The sequence below is a fragment of the Streptomyces sp. NPDC004752 genome (assembly GCF_053601275.1).
Genome location: NZ_JBSGBN010000015.1, coordinates 82,439 through 105,346, shown reverse-complemented (window position 1 = coordinate 105,346; position 22,908 = coordinate 82,439). Strand labels below are relative to the sequence as shown.

General features: G+C 71.8%; 8 protein-coding genes and 1 pseudogene. 2 read left to right on the top strand and 7 right to left on the bottom strand.

Annotation, left to right across the window (positions count from 1 at the left end):
• Nucleotides 1-293, bottom strand: a pseudogene (locus ACWEKM_RS09285) (IS5/IS1182 family transposase); the annotation flags it as partial.
• 371 nt (nucleotides 294-664) lie between these two features.
• Here ACWEKM_RS09285 and ACWEKM_RS09280 point away from each other — a divergent pair.
• Entirely contained in the window at nucleotides 665-1,030 is a 366-nt protein-coding gene (locus ACWEKM_RS09280; protein WP_451620529.1) for a hypothetical protein, read from the top strand.
• Here ACWEKM_RS09280 and ACWEKM_RS09275 read toward each other — a convergent pair.
• From ACWEKM_RS09275 to ACWEKM_RS09260, 4 genes are all read right to left on the bottom strand, one after another.
• Nucleotides 1,016-7,651: a beta-ketoacyl synthase N-terminal-like domain-containing protein gene (locus ACWEKM_RS09275; RefSeq protein WP_451620528.1), complete on the bottom strand. Its 6,636-nt coding sequence runs from the start codon at nucleotides 7,649-7,651 to the stop codon at nucleotides 1,016-1,018. The two genes, ACWEKM_RS09280 and ACWEKM_RS09275, sit on opposite strands and share 15 nt — an antisense overlap.
• Before the next feature lie 225 nt (nucleotides 7,652-7,876).
• Nucleotides 7,877-13,972 (bottom strand): SDR family oxidoreductase, encoded by a 6,096-nt coding sequence (locus ACWEKM_RS09270; protein ID WP_451620527.1) that lies wholly within the window; start codon nucleotides 13,970-13,972, stop codon nucleotides 7,877-7,879.
• 56 nt (nucleotides 13,973-14,028) lie between these two features.
• Complete coding sequence (locus tag ACWEKM_RS09265; RefSeq protein WP_451620526.1) at nucleotides 14,029-15,642, bottom strand: PfaD family polyunsaturated fatty acid/polyketide biosynthesis protein; 1,614 nt, start codon at nucleotides 15,640-15,642, stop codon at nucleotides 14,029-14,031.
• Nucleotides 15,642-16,829: an SDR family oxidoreductase gene (locus ACWEKM_RS09260; RefSeq protein ID WP_451620525.1), complete on the bottom strand. Its 1,188-nt coding sequence runs from the start codon at nucleotides 16,827-16,829 to the stop codon at nucleotides 15,642-15,644. Before ACWEKM_RS09260 ends, ACWEKM_RS09265 begins: the two co-directional genes overlap by 1 nt.
• A gap of 830 nt (nucleotides 16,830-17,659) precedes the next feature.
• Between ACWEKM_RS09260 and ACWEKM_RS09255 the strand changes: the two genes are divergently transcribed.
• Nucleotides 17,660-18,895, top strand: a complete 1,236-nt coding sequence (locus tag ACWEKM_RS09255) for a wax ester/triacylglycerol synthase domain-containing protein (RefSeq protein ID WP_451620524.1) — start codon at nucleotides 17,660-17,662, stop codon at nucleotides 18,893-18,895.
• A 185-nt stretch (nucleotides 18,896-19,080) separates the two neighbouring features.
• Here the strand turns inward: ACWEKM_RS09255 and ACWEKM_RS09250 are convergent, their stop codons facing one another.
• The gene (locus ACWEKM_RS09250) at nucleotides 19,081-20,064 is read right to left on the bottom strand and encodes a GDSL-type esterase/lipase family protein (protein WP_451620523.1); all 984 of its coding nucleotides are present in this window, start codon (nucleotides 20,062-20,064) and stop codon (nucleotides 19,081-19,083) included.
• Nucleotides 20,065-20,667: 603 nt separating this feature from the next.
• A complete protein-coding gene (locus tag ACWEKM_RS09245) occupies nucleotides 20,668-22,893 on the bottom strand; it encodes an FAD-dependent oxidoreductase (protein ID WP_451620522.1) in 2,226 nt (741 codons plus the stop codon).
• Between the last annotated feature and the right edge of the window lie 15 nt (nucleotides 22,894-22,908).

Genomic DNA, 22,908 nt, shown 5'->3' with positions numbered 1-22,908 from the left:
CGTTGGCAGCGGCCCAGGACCTGGTGCAGGTCCGGGGCCTTCTCGGCGAGAACGTCGATGCCTTCGTGCAGGTAGCGGTAGCCAGTGGCCTGGGAGACGCCGGCGTCGCGGGCCAGGCAGTGCACGCAGCCGCGCTCGCGGAACCAGCGCAGGATCAGCACGGCCTGCCGGAACGGGCCCAGTGCCCGGCTGCCGCGTGGGGTGCCGATGTGCCGTCGGTGCGCTGCGAGCAGGCGGGACAGGTACTCCACGACATGGCGCGGGACGTCGAGCGTGGCAACATAGGTGACCAACGTGAAGCCTCTGGTGTTACGGACATGATCTTGTGGTGAGACCTGTCCTACCAGGGGCTTTACGTCTGTCCAGAGCTGGGGCCGCCCGGACCGATCCATCCCGACATGCGCCGATCAGCCTGCTTCGCGGAGATCATTTCGCCGAGAAAACCTCACTGAGCGGATTTCATGCCCTCCAGTGAGCTGTCGCACCGCGTCCCACGACCCCAGCTCGGTGCCCACGCCAAACCGCAGCTCCTGCCCGCCCAGGACTGCCGGAACACTGCCACTTACCTGACGCTTTACCGAGCACCATTTCTGCGTCACTCACCATGGCCTTCAGAACTCAGTCCAGGCGGATCGGGTTCGGCTGGACGGCACCGAGACGACGCATGACCTTGGGATGGGATCCGCAGTCGAGGACGGCAAGGTGCCTCTCGTACCAGGGCAACCCCTGGCTCAAGGGAGCCCTCGGCGAGGCGGCCAACGCCGCTGCCCGCACCGACACCTTCCTCGGCGCCCGCCACCGGCGCATCGTCGAACGCCCCGGCCACGCCAAGGTCCTGGTCGCCGTCGCCCGCTCGATACTCGTCATCGCCCGGCACCTGATCAACGACCCTGACGTCTCCTACGAGGAACTCGGCTCCTACGAGGAACTCGGCGCCGACTGGCATCAGCGTCACCTCAACCCCGCCCGCAGGACCCGCGACCTCGTCCGCCGGCTCCTGTTCTTCCCTTCAGCTTCAGAGTCGAGCTGAGGCCCCAGGTGCCGCGTCGGACACCACACGCATGCCAAGCCCGCGCACTCGGTAGATGCATGTGTCATCGCCCCACAGCGACGCGTCCGCCGTCGCATAAGGCCCCCGCGCGTCCGTGCCGCTCTCCACGATGTCCATGTCCACCCGGATCAGCCGGTTGGCCGGGGTGATCTGGCCGCGATACGTCCAGGTCGTCTTACGGCCGGGCAGCACCGGCTCGAACCGGGGATGCGGGATTCCGTCCGCCGCGCCGCGCTCAAGCAGGTGGTACTGGAGGAGCTGGCACATGGCCTCGATGCCCAACGACCCAGGCTGCACAGGGTCCTGGAAGAAGTGCGCTCGGAAGAACCACTCATCCGGGACCACGTCCTTCTCCGACCTCAGCCGTCCGAGCCCCATGCTGCCCTCGTCCGGCCAGGAGCCGGTGACCCGGTCGAGCATCAGCAGCATGGGGCCCGGCAGCCGTAGCTCCCCGGCGCAGTAACGAGCGGGCCGGGCGGTCAGATCGATCACACGGTCGCAGGGCTCGTCGAGACGGGCCCGGTCCTGGGCCGACACCGTGAGGCCCGGCTGGTGGTCGAAAGCCGACGGCGGGAAGTAGCCGAAGGCCGTGGAGAGTTCGAACAGCGGCACGCCGTCGGCCGTGCACCTCACCCGGAACGACTCGATGATCATGTTGCCGCTGTGGGAGACACGAGTCAGTTCGGCATGGGTGCGGACCACACCCGTCGCCGGGGTGACCTCACCGGTGACCGTGCTCGACCCGTCGAGGTTGCGGAACAGCAGATCCGTGTCGGTGGTCAACGCGCTGCCCACGTACGAGGCCAGCCACCCGCACGGTTGCAGCGCAATCTCCATCAGGACGGCGAACGGCATCGTACGGCCGCCGCTCTGCTCGAAGTACCAGGCCCGCTCGGGCACGTCGTACTCCGCGACGACACTGCTGCCCTCCCGCATACCGCCCTGCGGACCGTCCACCGAGACGATCCGGCTCATGAAGTGGTAGGGAGGACCGGGCAGCCGCGCGACCCTACGGGTGCCGTCGAAGGGCTCGTACGCGCTGCCGAACGCCTCACTCGGCCTGCCCCAGGCACACGCCAGCAACGAGGCGTAGTCGAAGGGGAATCCATCGGCCGCCGTCGCCACCGGTTTCGCCTCCCGGTGCCCGTCCAGCCCGCCGAGCAGGGGCAGCGGCACCGGCGTACCGCTGCCCTGTACGAGGGGCGGGCCCGAGCGCCGCCAGTGCGACAGTGGCCAGTCGGGCACCAGCCGCAGTGCCACGTCCCGGCCCAGGAACGCTTTCGTCCCGTCCACCGAGCCCAGCACGTCGGCGTACAGCGTCGGCACCGGCCCGGCCGATACACCGCGCACGAACACCTCGTAGACGACCCGCCGACCGTCCGGAGTCGCCTGGCCCCTGCACATCGTTGTGCAGGGGTGACCGTCGACGGGCTCGAAACGCCAGCCGTCCCGGTCCACGGTGAAGCCCATGGCCGCCAGGTAGAACGCCATTGCCTGGAGACCGCCCTGGAGCATCAGGGTGCCCGGCATACAGGGGTCGTTCCTGAAGTGCCCCGCGAAGAACCAGTCGTCCGGCGACAAAGGGGTCTCTGCCCGCAGATAGCCGCGGCCCCACGGCCCTCCGGCCGGGTCGAACGCGGTCACCTCGTGCACCAGCCGTAGCCTGCCGTCGTCGAGCGCCGGTGAGCGGACGTGGGCCGCCGTGGCCTCCCAGCCGGGGCCGAAGCAGTCCGCCGGCCGCCCCTGGGCCAGGGCCCGCACCTGGTCCGCGTGGAAGCGGGTCCGTGCGCAGCGCACGGCGGGCGGGTCGAGCGGCAGGTCGTCGCCGGGCGGCCGCTCGGCGGGATCCCATCGCACACCGCCGCTGCCTGTGAGCTCCTGCGGCGTGAAGAACCCCGCCTGGCCCTCGCGGACGCTGAGCCGGAGTCCGCCGTTCACGTAGCAGTCGTAGTGGAAGAAGGACAGCCGGACGCCTTCGTGCTCCGCGTGACCGTCGACGTGGATCTCGTAGCACAGGGTGTCGCCCGCTTCCGGCGGGCTGCCGTGGTACGTCAGTTCGCAGCCGAGCAGCCGGTAGGCGCGCTCGCCCCGGTTGAGGAGGTCGACGCCCAGCCAGCCGAGCAGGAGCAGATCCGCCTGGCCTGCCTCGACCACCAGCCCGGCCGGCATACGTCCGGTGGAGTCCAGGTACCAGCTGTCGGGCAGGATGTCGGTCTCCGTCCAGATCGTTCCGTCGGTGCGCACCGGGCCGGGCGCGGCGAGCGCCGCAGGCACTGCGTCGATGCCGGTGACCCGGTCCGCGAGCAGCATGGGCGGCTCGGGCATCCGGGTCTGCACCGCGTACGCATCCTGCTCGGCGAACCGCGGGCCGAACAGCGCGGAGATCTCCCTTGAGGCGAGGTGCTCCAGCTGGGCGCGGTCGAACTTCGGTCCCGGCCTCGGAGGCGGTGCGGGCGCCGCCTTCGGCGGGGGAGCGGGCAGCGACGCCGAGCGGGGCGCAGGTCGTACGGGGCCCGGCGGCAGCCCGGCGGACGGACGCGGTGCCGGCAGGCCCGGTGGCCGTACGGGAGGGGGCACCGCGCCGGGCACGGTGCTCCTCAGCGCGGTGACGGCGAGAGCGGACAACCGAAGGAACCGCTGATGGGCCTCGGTGTGCCCGGCGATGATCTCTTGGTGCAGCGCGGCGACCCGCAGGCTCTGCCGGACGACTGCGGCACGGGTGCCCGCCGCCTGCTGCTCCGTCCCGTCCGACCCGTTCGAGTCGGTCGGCTGCACGCCCGGCAGGGTGCGCCGCCCCACGGCATCGGGGCAGGGCACGGCAAGGGCCGCCGGTGCGTCGGACCGGCCGGCCTCCCAGTCCGGCACCGGCGCCAGCTCGGGGGCCCGGTCCAGGGTGACCAGGGCCGGTTCCAGCGGCGGCAGACATGGAGGCGCGGGTACCGGCACGGTGACGGTGGGCCCTGGACGCGGGACCTGCGTGGCGGCTCCCGCGAGCCGGGTGAACAGCTCGTCGGCGCGTACCGGCACCCCCGCGACGACGAGTTCGGCCACCGCCAGGCAGGGCTGCCGCAGCCCGGTGTCGCCCGGGGTGTCCAGTGCGACGGCCACATGGTCCCGGTCGCCGAGTACCCGCTTGATCCAGCCGGTGCACAGCTTGCGCGGTCCGTGCTCCACGAAGATGCGGACACCGTCCGCCCATGCCTGCTCGACCGTGGCCGCGAAGTCGATCGTGTTCAGTCCCTGCGCGGTGAGTGCCTCGGCGGCCCGTTCGGCCGTCGGCCGGTACGACTGCCCGGTGGCCCCGCTGTAGAACCGCACGCCGGGCACGTCGACGGTGGGACGGTGGTGGGCCGCATGCCACACCTCTCGGATCTCCGCCAACTCCGGTGCATGGGCGGCCATGTCGTAGTCGAGCTCGATCGCATGGTCGGCACCGATCCTGGCGACGACGGCCGCGCACGCGCGGGACTCACCGCCGATGACGCAGACTCCGGGCGCGTTCACCGCCATCAGATGGACCGCGACTTCGGCGCAGAGTTCGGCACGGACCGCCTCCAGGGGCGCACTGACCAGATAGCTCGACCAGCGGCAGCCCTGGACGCCCAGACGCTCCCAGTGGCGCCGGACCGCCCGGAGTTCACCGGTGAGTTCGGTCGTGAACAGACCGCTGTCCCGGGCGGCGTCGTACAGCCCTGCGGCGTCCGGCCAGGCACCCAGCGCCACCAGGGCGGCCGACTCGCCCGAGGAGTACCCGAGAGCGGCGTCCGGCCGAAGCCCGAGCACCTCCCGGGTGAGGACGGTGTGGAAGACGGCGAGTTCGGAGGCACCCCAGATCTGGTCGAGCACCCCGTGCTCCGCCCGGGACCGCGGTCGTGTACCGATCCCCCCGTGCCTGGCACGGAGGGCCTCGCCGAGCGACGGCAGGGCGAGCATCAGCTCGTGGCCCATACCCGGGTACGCGGCCGACCCGTTGGTGTACACGAACGCGGTCTGTCCCGTGACCGGCTTGTCCCGGTACAGCACATCGGCCGGACGGGTCCCGCCCCCGGCAAGCCAGCGGCGGGCGACCGCCAGGCGGCCGGGGAACGTGTCGTCGTCGACCACGAGTGCCAGCCGGGCCGGTCCGGCGTCGGACTGCGCACCGGACTCCAGCGCGGCCAGCACCTCCCGGCGGTCGGCCCCGGAATAGACGTGCAGGCGCGGAGCCGGGCCCCGCAGCCACGGCCGGGCGTCTCCCGCGCGCAGCCGGACACTCGCGGTGGGCCCCTCCAGCGGTGTCACCGCGGCCTTCGCGGTCTGCGCGGCGGTCGCGGTGTCCGCGGGACCGCCCGGACGCGGTGCCGCGCGGTGCTGGAGCGAGAGCGCCGCGACCGCGACGGAGACCAGCCCGTACGCGGCGTGAGCGCGCCCGAAGGCCGACGCCGGGTCGAACACCGCGTCAGGGCCGTCCCCGATGACCATGTCGGGTGTGCCGACGCAATCCTCGTCGAGCAGGGCGACGACGGTGTCGCCGTCCCTGCGCGCGGTGTCCAAGGACTTGAGGACCAGGGCGACGGCGGCGTCCCCCGGTTCGTCCTCGTGTCCGAGCTCCCGCCGGGCGGCCTGATGCACCGCCTCGTAGGACAGGTCGGTGGCACCGACGAGCGCGGCGTCGACATCCCCCGACCGGACGGCCCGGGCTGCGAGTTCCAGCGCCACCAGCCCGGACGCCTCCTCCGCAGACACCGCGAACCCCGGTCCGGCCAGGTCGAGTTGGGTGCTGATGCGGTTGGCCACAAGGTTCGGCATGCTGCCCACCACCCCCTCGGCCGTCATGGGCGGCACGAACGCGTCCCGGGCAAGGCCCGCCGCCGGTGCCGTGGCGGGAAGCCCGGCCTGCTCCAGCCAGTGGGGAACCCGCCAGCGGGCGCCCGCCCGGGCCACCTCCGGGTCCACCCCCATGCCGATGACCACCATGGTTCGCTCCCGGGGCAGGGACACCGACCGTACGGCCTCCCGTGCGGCCTCCAGCATCAGGAGTTGATGGCGCACCGTTCGCTTCAGGGCCAAGGGAGGGAAGCACAGGTCCCGCAACTCCACGGCGATCTCCGTAGCAGGGCCACGCCGCTCACCGCCCAGCACCGCCCGCCGGAAGTCCTCGGCACAGGTGCCGTCGCCGACTCGGGCGCCGACGGCGACGATGGCCACCGGCGCACGGCCGCCCGGCGATTCCCGCACATGGTCCGGGGCGGGCACGACGGCGGCCGGGCGGCTCGGTTGCGGTACGGCGGACACCGGGTCGCCGTCCGGAAGGTCCACCACCAGATGGGCGTTGGTCCCGCCGAAGCCGAACGCGCTCACCGCCGCCCGGCGCGGCCCCGACCACGGTTCCGGCGCGGTCAGCACCCGCAACGGCGTGCCCGCCAGCCCGTCCAGCGGCCGTTCCGCACCGAGCGTCGCCGGACGGATCCCCGCACGCAGCGCGCCGAGCACCTTCAGCAGCCCGGCCAGGCCCGCCGAGGCCAGCAGGTGCCCGACGTTCGACTTCACCGAACCGATGGGCACATCGTCACCGGCTCGGAAGATCCGGGCCATGCCGCGTACCTCCACCGCGTCCCCGACCGGCGTCCCCGTCGCATGGCACTCGACGAGTGACACGGTCTCGGGGGCGACGCCCGCCGCCTCGTACGCCAGGCGCATGGCCCGAACCTGGCCCTCCTCCGACGGACTGATCAGCCCGGCGCCGCGCCCGTCGTTGGACAACCCGACACCGCGGATCACGCCGAGCACGGGCAGCTGGGCGGCGCGGGCCTCCGACAGCCGCATGAGGGCGACGAACCCGGCGCCCTCGCCGTGCACCAGCCCGTCCGCGTCCCGGTGGAAGGGCCGGCTGTGCCCCGTGCGGCTCGTCGCGGACAGCGCGCAGAACCCCACATGCAGATAGAGGGGGTCCGCCCGGCTGACGGCACCGGCCACCATCAGGTCCGCGGTGCCGTCGTGCAGTCGGTCGCACGCCAGCTTGATCGCGTACAGCGACGACGCGCAGGCGGCGTCGAGGGACCACGCACCCGCGCCCAGCCCGAGGGCTCGGGCCGCGAGCTGGGCGGGCAGCCCGGAGGAGAAGCGATTGCGGGCGTCGGGCCGCTCCCGGCGTTCATGCCTCAGCAAGGCGTCATGGAACGGAGGCCGCTGGGCGGACAGCCAGACGTGCTCGGCGAAAGCCGCCCCTGTGGGCGTGGGATACGACAGGTTTCCCAGCACCAGCCCCGCCCGCGGCAGGGGGCCCTCGCGGCCCGCCTCTGTGAGCGCCTGCCGCACGCCATACATGACCCAGTGGAAGACCGGGTCCAGTGACAGGATGCGCTCCGGGGCGATCCGGAAGCCGCTCGGGTCGAAGACGGACTCGAACCCCCGTACGTACCCGCCGACATCGGTCCAGGTGCGGTCGAGGTGGTCCTCCACCGAGCCCATGGCCCGGTGGCGCGGCAGCCGCCACCGGCCCTCCGGGATGGCCGACAGGCTGCTGCGGCCCGCGGCAATGTTGTCCCAGAACGTGTCCGGATCGAGCGCGTCGGGCAGCACACAGCCCCGGCCGACGACGGCGATCGGTTCGAATTCCATACAGGTCTCACTTCACGGCAGGGCGGGCTGGTGCACAGGGACCGGGGCTCAGGGCCAGTTCTGAGTTCCCCGCCTACGCCCCGGCGTGCGGCACGCACGCTCGCCGCACGGCGCCGGAGGACAGGTGGCTCCGCCACATGACCTGCGACACCGCACGGCGATCGCACGCACCGCACGCCGCTGCGTCCGCGCCCCGCGCAGACGACGGGGAACTCAGAACACGCCCTAGGACGGGCGGCGGACGAGTTCCACGCCGAGCAGTTCCAGCCGGACGGCTCCGTCGGCGTCGATCAGCGCCGCATCGCAGCGCGCACCCGTGCTGTGGACCTTCCGCCCCCGCAGCACACATCGCACGGTGCCGTCCACCGGGCCGCGCCGGTGCACCCTGCACTCGGCGACGGCCATCGGCAGCGTCGCCGCACCGAGTGCCTCCTGCGCCCAGACCAGGGCGAGTTGGAGCGCGCCGTCCATGGCGGCCGGGTCGAGCGGCCAGTGCTCACCCGGCCATTCCAGGACGCGCACGCCCGCGACGATCGCCTCGGCTCCGTGCTCCGAAACACCGTGCAGCGAGCGGACGGACTGGAACCGGGGGCCGTGGAAGAGGCTCGCCTCGTCGTACAACTCGGTACGGTCCAGCGGCTTGAGGCCGTCCGGGCTGCTCCACGCGGCCGGATCCGGCTCTTCGGTCCGGGTGTCCAGCACTGCCCGGAAGTGCGCCACGCCGCTTTCCCCCCGCAGTTCCGCCTCCAGCCCCGACGGGGAACCGGTCACGCCCCGGCTGCCGTGCACGGTGAGCCGGTGGCCGGTGCCGGCCAGTTCGGGCAGGGCGCACTTCTTGTACACCCGCAGGTCGCGCAGGACGAGTGGGCCGGCACCTGGCAGCCAGGCGGTGGCCGCCCCCGCGAACCAGTTCAGGACCATCGCCACGGGCAGCACGGGAACCCCGGTGAGCGCGTGGTCGGCCAGCTGCGGCAGGCTGTCCTCCCGGACCAGCAGCTGCGCCGGAAGCGGATTCCCGGCCGGGGACAGGGCCGCCGGATCGTCCCCGGCCACCAGGAGGACACGGGCCTCACCGGCGGTGCCGCCCAGCTCGGCCGTGAAAGCGGCCGCCCCCTGCTCCAGCGGGATCAGCGGAACCCCGGACCGGCCGAAATGCCCGGCCAGAGCGGGCGTGACCATGCCGCCGCGCCACGGACCCCAGGCGATACACCGCACCAGGCAGCCGGGGCGGCGGGCCTGCTCGGCGGACGCGACCTGACCCAGGATCTCGTTGGCCATGGCGTAGTCGCTCTGGCCCGCGTTGCCGAACACGGCGGCCACCGAGGAGAACAGGCAGATCAGGTTCAGCGGATCGTCCGCCGTCGCGGCCAGCAGCGCGCGCAGACCGTCCACCTTGGTGGACATCACCTTCTCGACCTGCTCGTCGGTCTTGTCGGCGATCCGTTTGTCCGCCAGGACTCCCGCGCCGTGCACGATGCCGTTGACCGGCCCCCACGCGTCACGTACGTCGCGCAGTGCGGCGGCGACGGCGTCGCCGTCGCGGACGTCCACCTGGACATACCGGACCGGGGACCCCGCCGCCTCCAGCACCTCCAGCGTCTCCCGCACCTCGCGCGCGGCCAGGATTTCCCGGGCCCGTGCCGCGATCCGGGCGGGCGAGGAGGTCGCCGCGTCCTCGGGGGTGCGCTCGGCGAGCAGCCGGGTGAGCGCTGGTTCATCGGTGGCCGACGCGAGCCCTGCGGGCTCGGGAGTCAGTGCCGTCCTGCCGAGCAGCACGATCCGCGGACGGTGGGTCCTGGCCAGGTCCGCCAGCGCGGCGGCGGTCACCCCGCGGGCCCCTCCGGTGGCCACGATCACCGACTCCGAGGTGATCCGCCGGGTGCCATCGGGCGTCACCGGCGCTGGTACCGTCCGCGGGGTGGTGCGGGTACCGTCCGCGCGAAGACCCACCTCCGGGTCAGCACCGCCTTCGAGCAGCTCCCGCACGATCGCCTCGGCGACCTCCTCGTCACTGCGACCGCCCCGCTCGCAGTCGACGGCCTTGACCGAGGCGCCCGGCCATTCCTTCGCCGCGGTCCTGGTCAGAGCGGCGACGCCGCCCAGCCAGGCGCGGTCGGGTGCATGGCCGCCGAGCCCGAAGTCGCCCCCGGTGTCCTGCACCGTCACGAACAGTCCGCCCCGTTCTGCGGCCTGTGCCGCCATCGCGCGCGCCGCGCGGAGAACCGACCGGTGGACCTCCCGCGCATGGTCCGGCGCGCCGCCCCCGGTCAGCCCGCCGAGGTGTACGACACCGCGCGCGTCCTCGGGCACCTCCGCCACGGCGGTGGCGTCCACGGCGTGCGCCGCCAGCTTCCGCGCGACGAGGGCGGTGATCGCGGCGCCGTCCGGGCCCCCGCCCGTCACCACGAGCGGCCCGTCCAGGAGTCCCGCCATGGCCAGGCCGGACGCCGGTGACTCCACCACGCGCTGCACCAGTCTCGTCAGCGCCGTCTCCTGCCCGGACCCGGTGCGCATGGCGGGGATCTGCGGGTCGGCGGGGGAGCCCGTCACGGCCGGGGAGTCCGGCGCCGGGGTTTCGTGCGGCCGACCGGTCGCGGTAAGCGCCTCGACGATCTCGCGCAGCGTGCGGAGTTTACCGAGCTGTCCGACGTCTCCCGTCGCCACGTCGCCCATCCTCTGGCGTACGGCCGAAAGGATCTCGACGCGCTTGATCGAGTCGACTCCCAGATCCGCCTCCAACTGCATGTCCACGTTGAGCATCTCCGTCGGGTAGCCGGTGAGCCGGGCCACCACCGAGAGCAGTAGTTCCTCCAGCTCGGGCGCCGACAAAGGCGCGGCATCGGCGGACGGCGTGGGGGAGGCCACCGGGACGGCGGCCGGGGCCCGGTCCCCGGCGGCCGGTGCCGGCGACGGCTCCTCGCCGGACCCGGCGGGCACGAAGGCGGGCATGGCCCCGGGAACGCCGGACCCGTCCGGGGCCGGCGTCACGGGTGCCGGGGCCCGCCGGGGTGCCGAAGGACGGGGGAGCGGCAGCGCTGCCGGGGGAGCCGGGGCGCCGAGCACGCCGCCGCCGTCCTGTACCCCGAGCATCGCGGCCAGGGTGGTCTCGGTCATCCGCAGAAAAGCCATATGGCTTTCGGTCAGCATGCGTTGACAGGCCGCGTGGGCCTCCGCCGTCTGCCGCTGGACGTTCTCCACCGCGGTGTACCACCCGGCGCCGAGGGCGGCCCCGGGCTCGGTACCGTACGTGGACACGGGACTGTCCGCGGACAGTCCGTCGCGGGCGGGCACCGGGTCGTGCCACGGCTCGGCTCCGTACGCCGGCTCCGGTTCTTGGGCGGGCGCCGTCTCGTACGCCGACCGCTCCGGCGTGCGGGCGGGCGCGGGGGTGTACGCGGACAGGGGAACCGCCGGGATCTCGGACGTGGGGGCGGGGGCGGGCTGCGGTTGGTGTTCCGGAACCCGGCCCGGCGCGGGCGCGGGCGGCGGTGGTGCAGCGGCTTCGGTGCGGGGCGGGTAGAGCTGACCGTAGTTGGCTCCGCTGATCTTCACGGTCATCCGGGGCGCGTGCTCCTTCACTGAGGTTCCAGGCGAGGCGTACGGCGCCCAGAGGGGGTCGAAGTCGAGAGGGACACCGCGGACGGCGAGTTCGCCGAGCGCGGTGTGCAGGGCGCTGACCCCGGACCGGTCCGGCCGGTCCAGGGGGACGGCCGCGTGCTCGCGCTCACCGAGGATCTGTCCGACCAGACCGGTCAGTGCGGTGCCCGCGCCGACCTCGACGAAGGTCCGCATCCCCGCCGCGTACATCGCCTCGATCTGTTCCTGGAAGAGCACCGGTGAGGCGAGGTGCTCGGCGATCCGGCGGCGTACCTCGTCGGGAGACGACGGGTACGGTGCCGCGTCCGCGTTGCCGTACACATCGATCCGGGGCTCCGAGAGCGGGACCGTGCGCAGGAACGCGGCGAGCGGCTCACCGGCCGGGGCGACCAGCGGGCTGTGGAAAGCGGTCGACGTGGTCAGCCGGCGCGTGCCGACACCCTGGGCCGCGAACACCTTCTCGGCGCGCGCGACAGCCTCCCGGGTACCCGACAGCACCACCTGGCGCGGGGAGTTGTGGTTGGCCGGCCAGAGGTCGCCGAAGTCGCCACCGGCCAGCACCGCCACCGCGTGCTCGCGGTCCGCCGCCACGGCCAGCATCGCACCGGGTACGACGGCCGCGTCCCGCATCAGCTCACCACGCCTGCGGGCCAGACCGACCAGCGCGTCGGCGTCCAGGGCACCCGCGCAGTGCAGCGCCACCAGCTCACCGAAACTGTGGCCCGCCACGCAGTCCGGTTGCAGCCCCAGACCCCGCAGTACGTCCAGCAGTGCAAGCGCGTGCACCGCGAGCGCGGGCTGCGCCCACTCGGTGGCGGCCAGACGCGCCGCCTGGGCCGCACGTTCCTCGTCGGAAAAGGCGGGCGGCGGGAACACCACCCGGTGCAGGGGCCGCCCGTCGAACCTGGTCCCGCCCAGCCGGTCCCACACGGCCTGGGCGGCCGGCGACAGCATCGCGAGGCCGGCACCCATCCCGACGTACTGGGACCCCTGTCCCGGAAACAGGAAAGCGAGACGGCCGGGCGTGGGCTCCCCGAAGGCGTACCGGACGCCGGTCGGTGTCGAGAACGCAGTGTCCGGCCGCTGCTTGATCAGCGTGAGCGCCTGCGCGTACTTCTCCCGCAGCTCCTCGGTGCCTGTGGCGACGATGGCCAGCCGCGCCGGGTCGGTGGGCGAGAACGCGCTGTGGCTCTCCCGAGCGAGCGCAGCCAGTGGACGGTCGCCGTCTGTTTCCGGCGGCACCAGGTCGGACGGCGATACGCCGCTGAACAGGACGAGTTCGCTCGGTGTGGAGCGATGGCGCGGCGCCACCCGGGCCGGAGTGTTCGACGGTACGTGCTCCTCCAGCGTGACATGAAAGTTGCTGCCCCCGAAGCCGAAGCTCGACACCGACGCCCGGCGTGGATGACCCGTGGGCCGCACCCACGGCCGGGTCTCGGTGTTGACGTAGAACGGGCCGTTCGGGGCGGCGGCCGCCGGGATCGGCCGGTCCACCTTGATGGTCGGCGGCAGCACCTTGTGGTGCAGGGCCATGACCGCCTTGAGCAGCCCCGCCGCACCCGCCGCGCACTTGGTGTGGCCGATCTGCGACTTGACCGAGCCGATCGCGCACCACTGCCCGTCCGTACGCCCCGACGCCTCGAACACCTCGCGCAGCGCCGTCAGTTCGGCGGCGTCCCCGGCCTTCGTGCCGGTCCCGTGTGCCTCGACCAGCTCCACGGTCTCCGGACCGTAGCCAGCCTCCTCGTAGGCGCGCCGCAGTGCCCGTGCCTGACCGTCGGGAAGCGGCGCGTAGATCGCCGTACTCCTGCCGTCGGACGAGGTGCCGATGCCCCGGATCACCGCGTGGATGCGATCGCCGTCCCGCTCCGCGTCGGACAGCCGCTTCAGCGCGTACATGACGACGGCTTCGCCGAGCATGGTGCCGTCCGCCGCGTCCGAGAACGGACGGCAGTCACCGGTGCGGGAGAGCGCGGGCGTCTTGGAGAAGCACAGAAACATGCCGATGTCGTTGCCGGTGTCCACACCTCCGCTGATCACCAGGTCGGCCCGCCCGAGCGCCAGCTCACCGACCGCCGTGGACAGTGCCGCCAGCGAGCTGGCGCAGGCGGCGTCGGTGGTGTGGTTGGTGCCGTGCAGGTCGAACCGGTTGGCGATCCGGCCCGCGACGACATTGCCGAGCAGGCCGGGGAAGGTCGACTCCTGCCACGGGCTGTAGTGCGCCGAGATGCGCTCGCACACGGCCTGCGCCTCGGCCTCGGCGAGACCGCTCTCCCGCAACGCCTTCAACCACACCGGGCGCTGGGCGCGCCCGTACATGTGCGGGAGCAACTCCAGGGCGGCCGCGCCGAGGACGACGCCGACCCGGTCCCGGTCCACGCCCGACAGACCGTCGGCGTCGGCCAGCACTTGGTCGGCGACCATCAGGGCGAGCAGTTGGGAGGTGTCCGTCGCCGACAGGTTGGCGGGCGGCACACCGTACGCCAACGGGTCGAAGTCCACCTCCGGCAGGAAGGCGCCCCGGCGGGCGTATGTCTTGTCGGGGGCGGCCGGGTCCGGGTCGTAGTGGTCCGCCACCAGCCAGCGGGAGGCGGGCACCTCGGTGATCAGGTCCCGGCCGCCGGTCACGATCCGCCAGTAGCCTGCCGCATCTGTCCCGCCGGGCACCAGGGCGCCGACACCGACCACGGCTACGGGCACCTGCCCCGGGGTGGAGGCGGACACGGTGACTCCTCGGGGCTGGACGGCTGCCGCTGACGCCTTCGGGGCGCCGGGGCCGCTCATGCCAGCCCGCACGGGGTGTAGGCGAATGCCTCGGACGGTAACGGAACTCCATGGGCGCGCAGTTGATGGGCGCGGGTGAGCACCGCGGCGCCTTCGAGAAGGTTGAGTGCGATCTGTACCACGGACCGGTTGGCCGGCTCGGCCAGGAACGTGCCCGCCACCCAGTGGTTGAATGCGCCCATCGCCGGCCCGCACCAGACCTGGTAGTCGGTACGCCGGGCCGCCTCGCCGGTGATCGCCCACCGGCTGGAACTGCCCAGGTACCAGCGGAAGACCAGTGCCATACGGTGCTTCGGATCAGCCTCCGCACGTGTGATCTCCGAGGGATCGCGGCGCTCCCAGAACGCGCGCGTGCGCTGCCAGACCTCGTCGAACGAGGCACGCAGCACGTCCCGTTCGATCGTGGCGCGCATCGCGGGCGGGATCTCCTCCAGCGAACCATGCGCCCGGTACGCCGCGTGGAGCCTGCGGGCCCGCTGGGCGAACATCGTTCCCCGGGACAGTACTTGGAGTGTGACGCCCAGCTCGAACATGTCCGCTGCCGGGGCCATGGCCACGTCGGCGACATCCGCCTCGCAGAGCATCGCCTTGGCCTCTTCGGACAGGCCCGCCTCGGTGGCCGTCTGGTTCACCGATCCGACGACCACGTAGGACGCGCCGAGGGCGAAGGCGGCGGCCACCGCGGCCGGCGTGCCCAGCCCGCCGGCCGCGCCGATCCTGACCGGCCGGTGGTAGCCGAACCGCCGGCACAACTCGTCCCGCAGCAGGACGATCCTCGGCAGCAGGGCCGACAACGGCCGGTTGTCGGTGTGACCTCCGCTGTCGGCCTCCACGGTGATGTCCTCGGCCACCGGCACCAGGGCCGCCAGACCGGCCTCCTCCGCGGTCAGCCTCCCCTGGGCGACGAGCCGGTCCAGCAGCGCTGCGGGGGCGGGCGAGAGGAATCTCCCGGCCACCTCGGGCCGGGAGACCTTGGCGAGCATCCGTGTGCGCCGGACGATCTTGCCGTCGGCGCCCCGGCGCAGCCCCCGGGCCGAGCACAGCACGACGGCCGGGGTCAGTTCCATGAACGCCGAGGCCGAGATCCGGGGCACACCGCAGCGCAGCAGCAGTTCGGCGACGCGGAACTCCAGCGCGGGTTCGGCCGGTGAGTGGATGAGGTTCACCCCCCAGTTCGGACGGGGCCGCAGCTCCTGGGCCAGCGCGTGCACGGCCCGCTCCACCTCGGCATACGCCAGGCCGCCGGCGCCGAAGAATCCGAGCATCTCCGCCCGGGCCATCGCGGACACCAGCCGGGTGGTCGCGATGCCGTTCGCCATCTCGCCCGCCACATAAGGGAAACGGACGCCGTGCGCCTCGCAGAAGGTGCGTCCGCCGAGCCACTCGGGGTACAGCGGCGGCAGCGTACCGAGTACCGGGCCGTCGGGTACGGCCCCCGCCGCGAGCCCCAGCTCACGGCTGCTCGGCCCGCTGACGATGTGTACGGGTTCCCGGATCCGCCGGGCACGGGCGGCGATCTCCTTGAGGGAGAAGACCGGCGCGGACGCGGCGCAGGCGTCGGGAACGGAGCGGACGGACACGGAAGAACTCCAAAGCGGGGTTTGTCGCATCAGGCGTGCGGGGCGGATGGGAAGGCGGTGGTGGGCGTGGGCGACGGCCCGGCGAGAACCCGGTCCCTGGGGACCAGGCCGGACAACAGGTAGTCGAGGTCCACGCGGCCGGAGACAGCCGACGGCCCGAACAGGGCCCGGACCCGGGTGTCGTCGAAGCGCCGTCGGTGGGTCAGATAGACCGTGAGACCCGGATAGAAGTCCACCAGCGCCTCCAGCGCCGACGGGTCGTCCGGCTCCGTGGCGACCAGGTCGATCGACAACGGAACCAGCCGTTCGAGCAGGTTCACGATCGTTGTCACGGGCACGTCGCGGTCATGGACGATGTGATAGGTGTCGACTCCGCCCGAGGGTCTCCGGCCGGCCAGCCGCACCATGATCTCGGCCGCGTGCTCCACCTGCATCAGGTTCAGCCGGCCGTGCGGATGACCCACCAACCGGATACGGGGACGGCCGCGCGGGCCGGGGCCGTGGGGGCGGTCGGGCCCGGCGCCGTCGTGGCCCGGGCTCCCGGGATCGGCGGTGCGCCGGGCGTCGCGCAGGATCCGCTCGATGACCTGAAGCGGATGCGAGGGCAGTTCCGGATGCGGCGGCAGGTCCGTGACCAGGATGCTCGGCCGCAGCACCACGACCGGACGGCGGTGCTCCCGCGACCATGCGTGGATCAACATCTCCGCCTCGTACTTGGAGCGTTCGTAGGCGTTCTCGAAGCCGTACGTGTCGTCCAGTTCGTCCTCGTACGTCGCCCCCTCGCGTCGGCTCCCCGCCACGAAAGCGGTACTCACGTGATGGACCACGGGTCTTTCCCGTCCGGCGGCGGCCAACTCCAGTACGTGCCGGGTCCCTTCGACGTTGGTCCGGCGCAGCTCGGGAAGCTCGGCCTCCAGGTTGATGCTGCCCGCGCTGTGCCAGAGCGCGCCGAGACCGTCGGCCAACTCCTGGAACGCGCGCCTGGACAGCCCCAGCATGGGTTGCTCCAATCTCGTCTCCACCACCCGCAGCCGGTCGGGGAGTTCGGCGACGAACCGCTCGGATGCACCGGTCAGTGCGAAGAACCGGGCGATGCGGCGCAGCGCGTCACCCGACCCGGCGTGGACCAGGACCGTCACCGACCGGTGGGTGTCGAGCAGACGGCGCAACAGGCGCAGTCCGAGGAATCCGGTGGCGCCGGTGAGGGCGACGTGCATGACCTGGCTCCAAGGGCTCCGAAAGGGACAGGATCACAACCGTCTGCGAGGGCGGTGACGGCCGGCGCCGTTGCGACGGCCAGGGAGCGCGTGCATCCGGCCGGTTTACGGCGGCGGCATGCCACCGGGGTCGCGGCCCGCGCAGCCTGACTCGTCCGGCCGGTCCGGTGCAACCGGCGTCCGCCGGTCCTTCGGTCCCACCGGGGGCTCCTCTCAGGCCGTCTCCCAGGGGTGATGACCACTGGCGCACGGCACACAGTGTCAGGCGGCGAACCGAGGGGGAGCCCGGATCCCGCCGGCTCACCCGAAGGAAGTAACCACGCCACGGTCCGTGCGGGTCCCGGACGGCCCATCGCAGCACCCGCCGCGAGCCTGGGCGCCGGGCTGTACGGACGCAGCGGAAGCAGTCGGGACCGAGGTGGCCGCCCGGAGGGCCCGTCCTCCTTTCGGGTGATCTCGCGGGCAGTGGCCGGGAAACGGTCCGGTAGGGTCCGTGGCACTGTCGGCGGGCGGTGCGGGGCGCCGAGCCCGGCAGGGCAGGTGGGGAGCGGGTACTTCGAGGGGTTGCCGGCGCATACGGCCTTTCACCGCGGTCGGATATGAACCGTACTGATCCGGGCCGAGGTGACGCCTTCGGCGTCGCTGCGGACTTGCACGGGTCGGCGGCCTTTCTGGTCGGTGATCTGCCCCGGTCGAGCGCCCGGCCTTGCCCCTGCTGCCCGTCTGTTGGCACGAATTGGAGTTCCCCGATGCCCGCGTCCGTTCCGTCAGCCCGGACCGTTCCGCTCCCCAGCCGCCCCACCCACTCGGTCGACCGCGCTTTTCTCAGTATGGAACGCCGCCACCCCGACGTCCGCTGGGACGGCGGCGGCGTCGCGTACCTGAGCGGCCCGCCCCCGAGCCTGGCAGACCTCCGCGCGTACGTGGGCTTCCGCCTGGGCCGGCTGCCCCTGCTCACCAGTCGGCCCGAGGGCGGCTCACGGCGCCCCCGATGGCGGCCGGACGTGGACTTCACCGTCGACCGGCACGTCCACGAAGTGGTCGCGGAGGGCCCCGAGGGGTGGGACGCCGCCCTGCACACCGCGATCAACGCGCCGTTGGCGCCCGGAACCTACTGGGGGCTCTGGCTGGTCCACGGCCATGCACCCGACGAGTACGCCTTGTGCTACCGCTTCCACCACGCCTGCCAGGACGGCTCGGCCGTCGCGATGACTTTCCGGGCCCTGCTGGGCGAGGCAGAGCCCTCGGCCCGCCCGGTGTCGAGGAAGGGCCGCCTGGCCGGTCTGCCCCTGCGGTTGGGTACGGCCGTCGGGCTGGCCTCGATGTTCATGGCCCGCTCTCTCGCCGTCCGTGGCCACCGTCCGGCCGTCCCCTTCGTCCCCACGGGAGAGCGGCGGCTGTGGCGGGGCCGGGTACCGGCGGACGCCCTCCGCCGGATCGGTACGGCGCATGGCGGATCGGCCCACGACGTCCATCTGGCCGCGCTCGCCGGGGCGTTGTCGGCCTGGTCGGTCCGGTCCGGCGTACCGCTTCCTCGGATGACGGCGCTGCTGCCCGTCGACGCACGCCGCCCGGACGAGGAACAGACCTGGGGCAACCGCTGTTTCGCCCTGCCGCTGGAGCTGCCCGTGCGGACCGCCCCGGAACGCGGGATCGGGCCCCAGGACGGCGATTCGCCCCAGTGGCGGCTGGAGCGCGTCATGGCGACGACCCGGAAGCTGCGGGGCGAGACATGGCGACAGGCCATTCAGGACATGGTCCGCTACATGCCGGACCGCCCGACCGAGTGGTACCTGCGAAGGATGCTCTCTCCGCGCGTCACCGACGTCATGGCCACGTCCATGCCGGTCGCCGACAAGGGCGGCCTGGGAGACACCCAGGTGACGGGCGTCGCCCTGCTCCCCCTGCTCGTACCCGGGCACCTCTTCGGGGTGGGTCTGTCGTTCTTCGGCAACTGGGCCGAGGCGTCCTTCCTGGCCGACCGCGCCCTTCCGCTAGGGGAACTGCTTCCGGAACTGTGGGAGCAGGCCGTGGCCGAGCTGGCGGAGACCTCCGCGCCGGTGTGAACGGGGCGGTGCCCGGGGCCGTACCCACCGCTCGGGTGTGGGCCCCGGGACGAGCCGTCCGTGTCAGACCGCCGCTTCGAGTTCCGCCAGGGCCGTCAGCCACAGCCCCGGGAGGTCCGCGCCGCGGACGAAGGCCGTGTCGTGGACGACGGAGAGCGTGCACTCGGCCCGGTACCTGAGCAGCGTCAGATGGCAGAACTGACCCGCCAGGGGAGTGCCCAGCCCGAGTGCGCCGTCCGACCGTGCCTCACCGGAGTCCATCCAGTGGTTGCTTGCATGACAGCGGTCAACCGGCGGGCCGCCTTTGCGTGCCCCCGCATATTGGGGTGACAGTCATCGTTGAAGTCGCCTTGCGACGGCGAGAGCCAGCCTGTGGTGTCGACGTAGACGGCTCTCGCATCCGCAGTGTGCGCGACGGCCCAGGCAATGTCTTCGGCGTGGTACCCGCCGAAGGGACGCATGGCGAACAGCCAGGCATGAGGATGGATTCCACGGATACGGTCCAGGTACCTGTGGTAGGCCGGGCGGAATGCCGCACCGTCGTAGGAATGGTCGTTGGTTCCCTGGTTGACGATCACTGCGTGGGGTTCGAACTGCGGATCGACGGGCGACCCGTGGAAGTTCCAGCCGAGCGACTGGTCGGCCGTCCCTACGCCTCCGTTGCCGGGTCGGAGAAGTCCTTGGCCGCCAAAGCCGACCAGGTGTGTGGTGGCCTGAAATGCTCGGCCTGTGAGGTAGCCGAAGCTCTTCGTGCCGTCGGCGCAGTCGACGGTGGCCTCCGCGCCCAAAGCCATGACACCTTGGGTGATGGAGTCTCCGTAGAAGACCAGGCGTAGCGTGTCTGATGGCGTTGTTGGTAGGAGGCTTGCACCGGGGGCGAGTTGCAGGCCGGTGAAGTGCAGGCCGGATCGCATCGGCACCACCCAGCGGTTCTCGTGCTCGTCGATGTCCTTGACCACGATGTCAGCTGTGTGCTGATTCCCGGTCAGTGGGGTCGGGGTGAAGTCGACAAGGTCGCGGTCCACTCGGTGCAGTTGGGGTGCTTCGCCGTCAATCGAGACGTAGATCTGCGGAGGGCTTACGGTCGTCGATGTGTCGAACTTACCTCGGAGGATGTGCCCGGTGAACCGGAACCGCAGCTGGGATCCGGAGTTGGGGGTGATGGCCATGGTGCCGAGGTGGCCCCATCGACCGATGTAGGTGAGGTAGGGGTCGCGGGCAGACACGGTCTGGCCGTTGTGGCCTTCGGCAGTCCGACCGTGTTCGGGTCGTGCCGTGGAGTTCCCGTTTGTGTGGTGGCTCATGGGATCCGTTTCCGTCCGGGTCGCCGAGGCGGGATGCTCCTCTGGTTGTCAAGCCGCTGGAGCAAGGTCGGTTTGGTGAATGGTCCAGGTGGAGTGCTGGTCAGTGCTTGGTGGGACCTCTCGGGCAGAACCGCTTGAGGCAGCGCGTGACGTCCGTCCCGGGTGCCCACCAAGGCCAGGTCCTGGTAGACGGTGGCACTACCTGACTCGGACGCGTCGAGCGGGCCCTTGAAGCTCCGCTCGGTGCCGTCAACCTCGATCGCGCCCCCGGGGGCGGAATCGTAGGCGCCGGAGAGAATCTTGATCAGGGTTGGTTTACTGACCCCGTTGTCGCCGACGACGATTCGCGCCCCGCCGGCCGGCCCGGATCTTCTGCTGTGCAGGATCCTCTGACGATGAACCCGTCGGCGTTCAATGGGACCTGTGGCTTACTCGCTGCCATCAGCCCTGCATAGGACGAGCCGGCCCTCACTCGTATGCCCTCAGTGACACCACATGTGCCCTGGGAGCGCCGTGCGTTGCTTCGATGACGATGCGGAGTGCCTGGGCGCGGACCGGCTCGGGCAGTGCGTACGCCCGGTGCCGGCGGCGATTGTCCGTCACCTGGGTCAGGGTGTGCCAGATACCAGCTGTTTGGGCTTCGATCCGGAAGGCGCGGACCAGGTCGGCCGGCACGTCGTAGTCGGTGCGGTGGTGGTGCAGGTTGATCAGATCGTCATGGACGTCGTCGTCGAAGACGAGGTCGACGCTGCGGATCGTCACCGGCGCGGGCCAGGTCAGTTGCAGGCTCGGCTCAGTCTGTTCCGGTTCGCAGACCCACATCTGCGGTCCGCCGTACGGGCGGTGATAGCCGCCGACGGCTTTGGTTGGGATGTATGCCGCGGTGTCGGGCGACGTGCGGAAGCACCAGCTGCGCCGGTCGGTGTCCGCGCGCCACTCGCGGACCGGCTGGTGGTACTCCCGCTCCTGTTGCTCCGGTTCACCCCAGTGCAGTTGTAGGACACCGGGAATGCGGTCGGTGGCGGCGTACAGGGCAAGGTTGGGGGTACGGCGGACGACCAGGAAGGCATTCCGCGGTTGCTCGGGGCGCCACGACAGGGGAATGCGCACCCACTGTTTCTCCCCCGCAGGTACGGACGCTCGGGCGGTCGCCACCTCGCTCGACGGCACGTAGTTCTGGGGTTTCCCGGTGTCGTACAGCACGACGTCGAGCTCCGTGTCTGCTGCCGCGTCCACCAGCAGTTCCACCGCGTCGAGTTCCGGGTCGACGGGAAACAGCAGCGCTCGGTCCGTGTCCAACTCGATGCGCTCCGCCGGCGTTTCCGCGGCGAGTCGGGTCAGGGTCGAGGATGCGGTGATGTCGGCCTGGCGTGCCAGATCTGCTGGATCGCGGTTGTCCACGCCCAGGAGTGCGGCGTCCTGCCTCAGCATCGTCTGCTGCAGTTCCGCGATGTGGTGACGGGCCAGTTCCCGCGGTGACACGCCCTTCGCCACCGCGAGCGCCGCGGCGCTGCCGGCCGCCTCTCCGGTGACTGCGCAGGTGGCCATGACACGGGTGCTGCCGAATGCCACGTGGCTGGCGCTGATGTCGCGTCCGGCGAGCCACAGGTTGGACACGTTCGCGGAGTACAGCGAGCGCAGCGGGATGTGGTAACTGCCGTTCGCGTACCAGTGCTTCGAGCCGGCCTCCGTCGCATAGACGCCTCCCGGGGGATGCAGGTCGATGGACCAGCCGCCGAAGCCGACCCGGTCCTCGAAGGGGGTCTGCTCCAGGATGTCGGCCTGGGTGAGGGTGTAGTCGCCGACGAAGCGGCGGAACTCCCGCTTGCCCGGTACCGCGCCGACCCACTCCAGGGTCATCGTCTCGGCGTCGAACCTGCCGGAGTTCTTGATGTAGTCCCAGATGCCGTAGATCACGGCCCACAGCTCGTCGCGGATGCGCTCGTTGTCGTGCACGGTGTCGAGTTCGCCGCCGAACTCGATCCACCAGTACGCGCAGCCGTTGTCACCGGAGCGGATGATGCGCTGCTCCGGGATCGAGGTCTGGGTGATGTCCCGGGCGAAGGACGGCGGCACGAACGTGACCGGGTGCCCTGCGTCCTTCGTGTAGAAGAGGATCGTGCTGCCGAGCGTCATGTCATCGGCGGTCTCGGGCGCCCACGGCTCGCCGTACTCCGCGCGGGCCTCGCGCCCGATCCGATGGTACGCCCCGGCGAGGTGTCCGATCAGACCGTCGCCGGTGCAGTCCAGGTATGCCTCGGACTCGAAGCGGATCCGCCGCTCCGACCCCATCATCCAACCGGTGGCGGCGGTGATCCGCCGGTCCTCCTCCGGGCCCTCCGCGGCCACCTCGCGGATGTCGGTGTTGAGGAACAGCTGGATGCCCGGCTCGGCCTTCACCGCCTCAAGCACCACCAGGTCCCAGTAGTACGGGTTGCCGTCGGGGTTGCGGTACTGGTTCTCCAGCAGCAACTCGCCCATGATCCCGGTCTCCCGGGCATACCGCTGGACGCCGTGCGCGGTGGCCCCGCACACCCACACGCGCACTTCACTCGACGAATTCCCGCCGAGCACGGGCCGGTTGTTCACCAGGGCCACGCTGCGGCCGAGACGGGCGGCCGCGATCGCGGCGCATACGCCGGCCAGGCCGCCCCCGGCGATGGTGATGTCAGTACGTACGGTTTCCTCACGCATGACTCAACCGTCTCA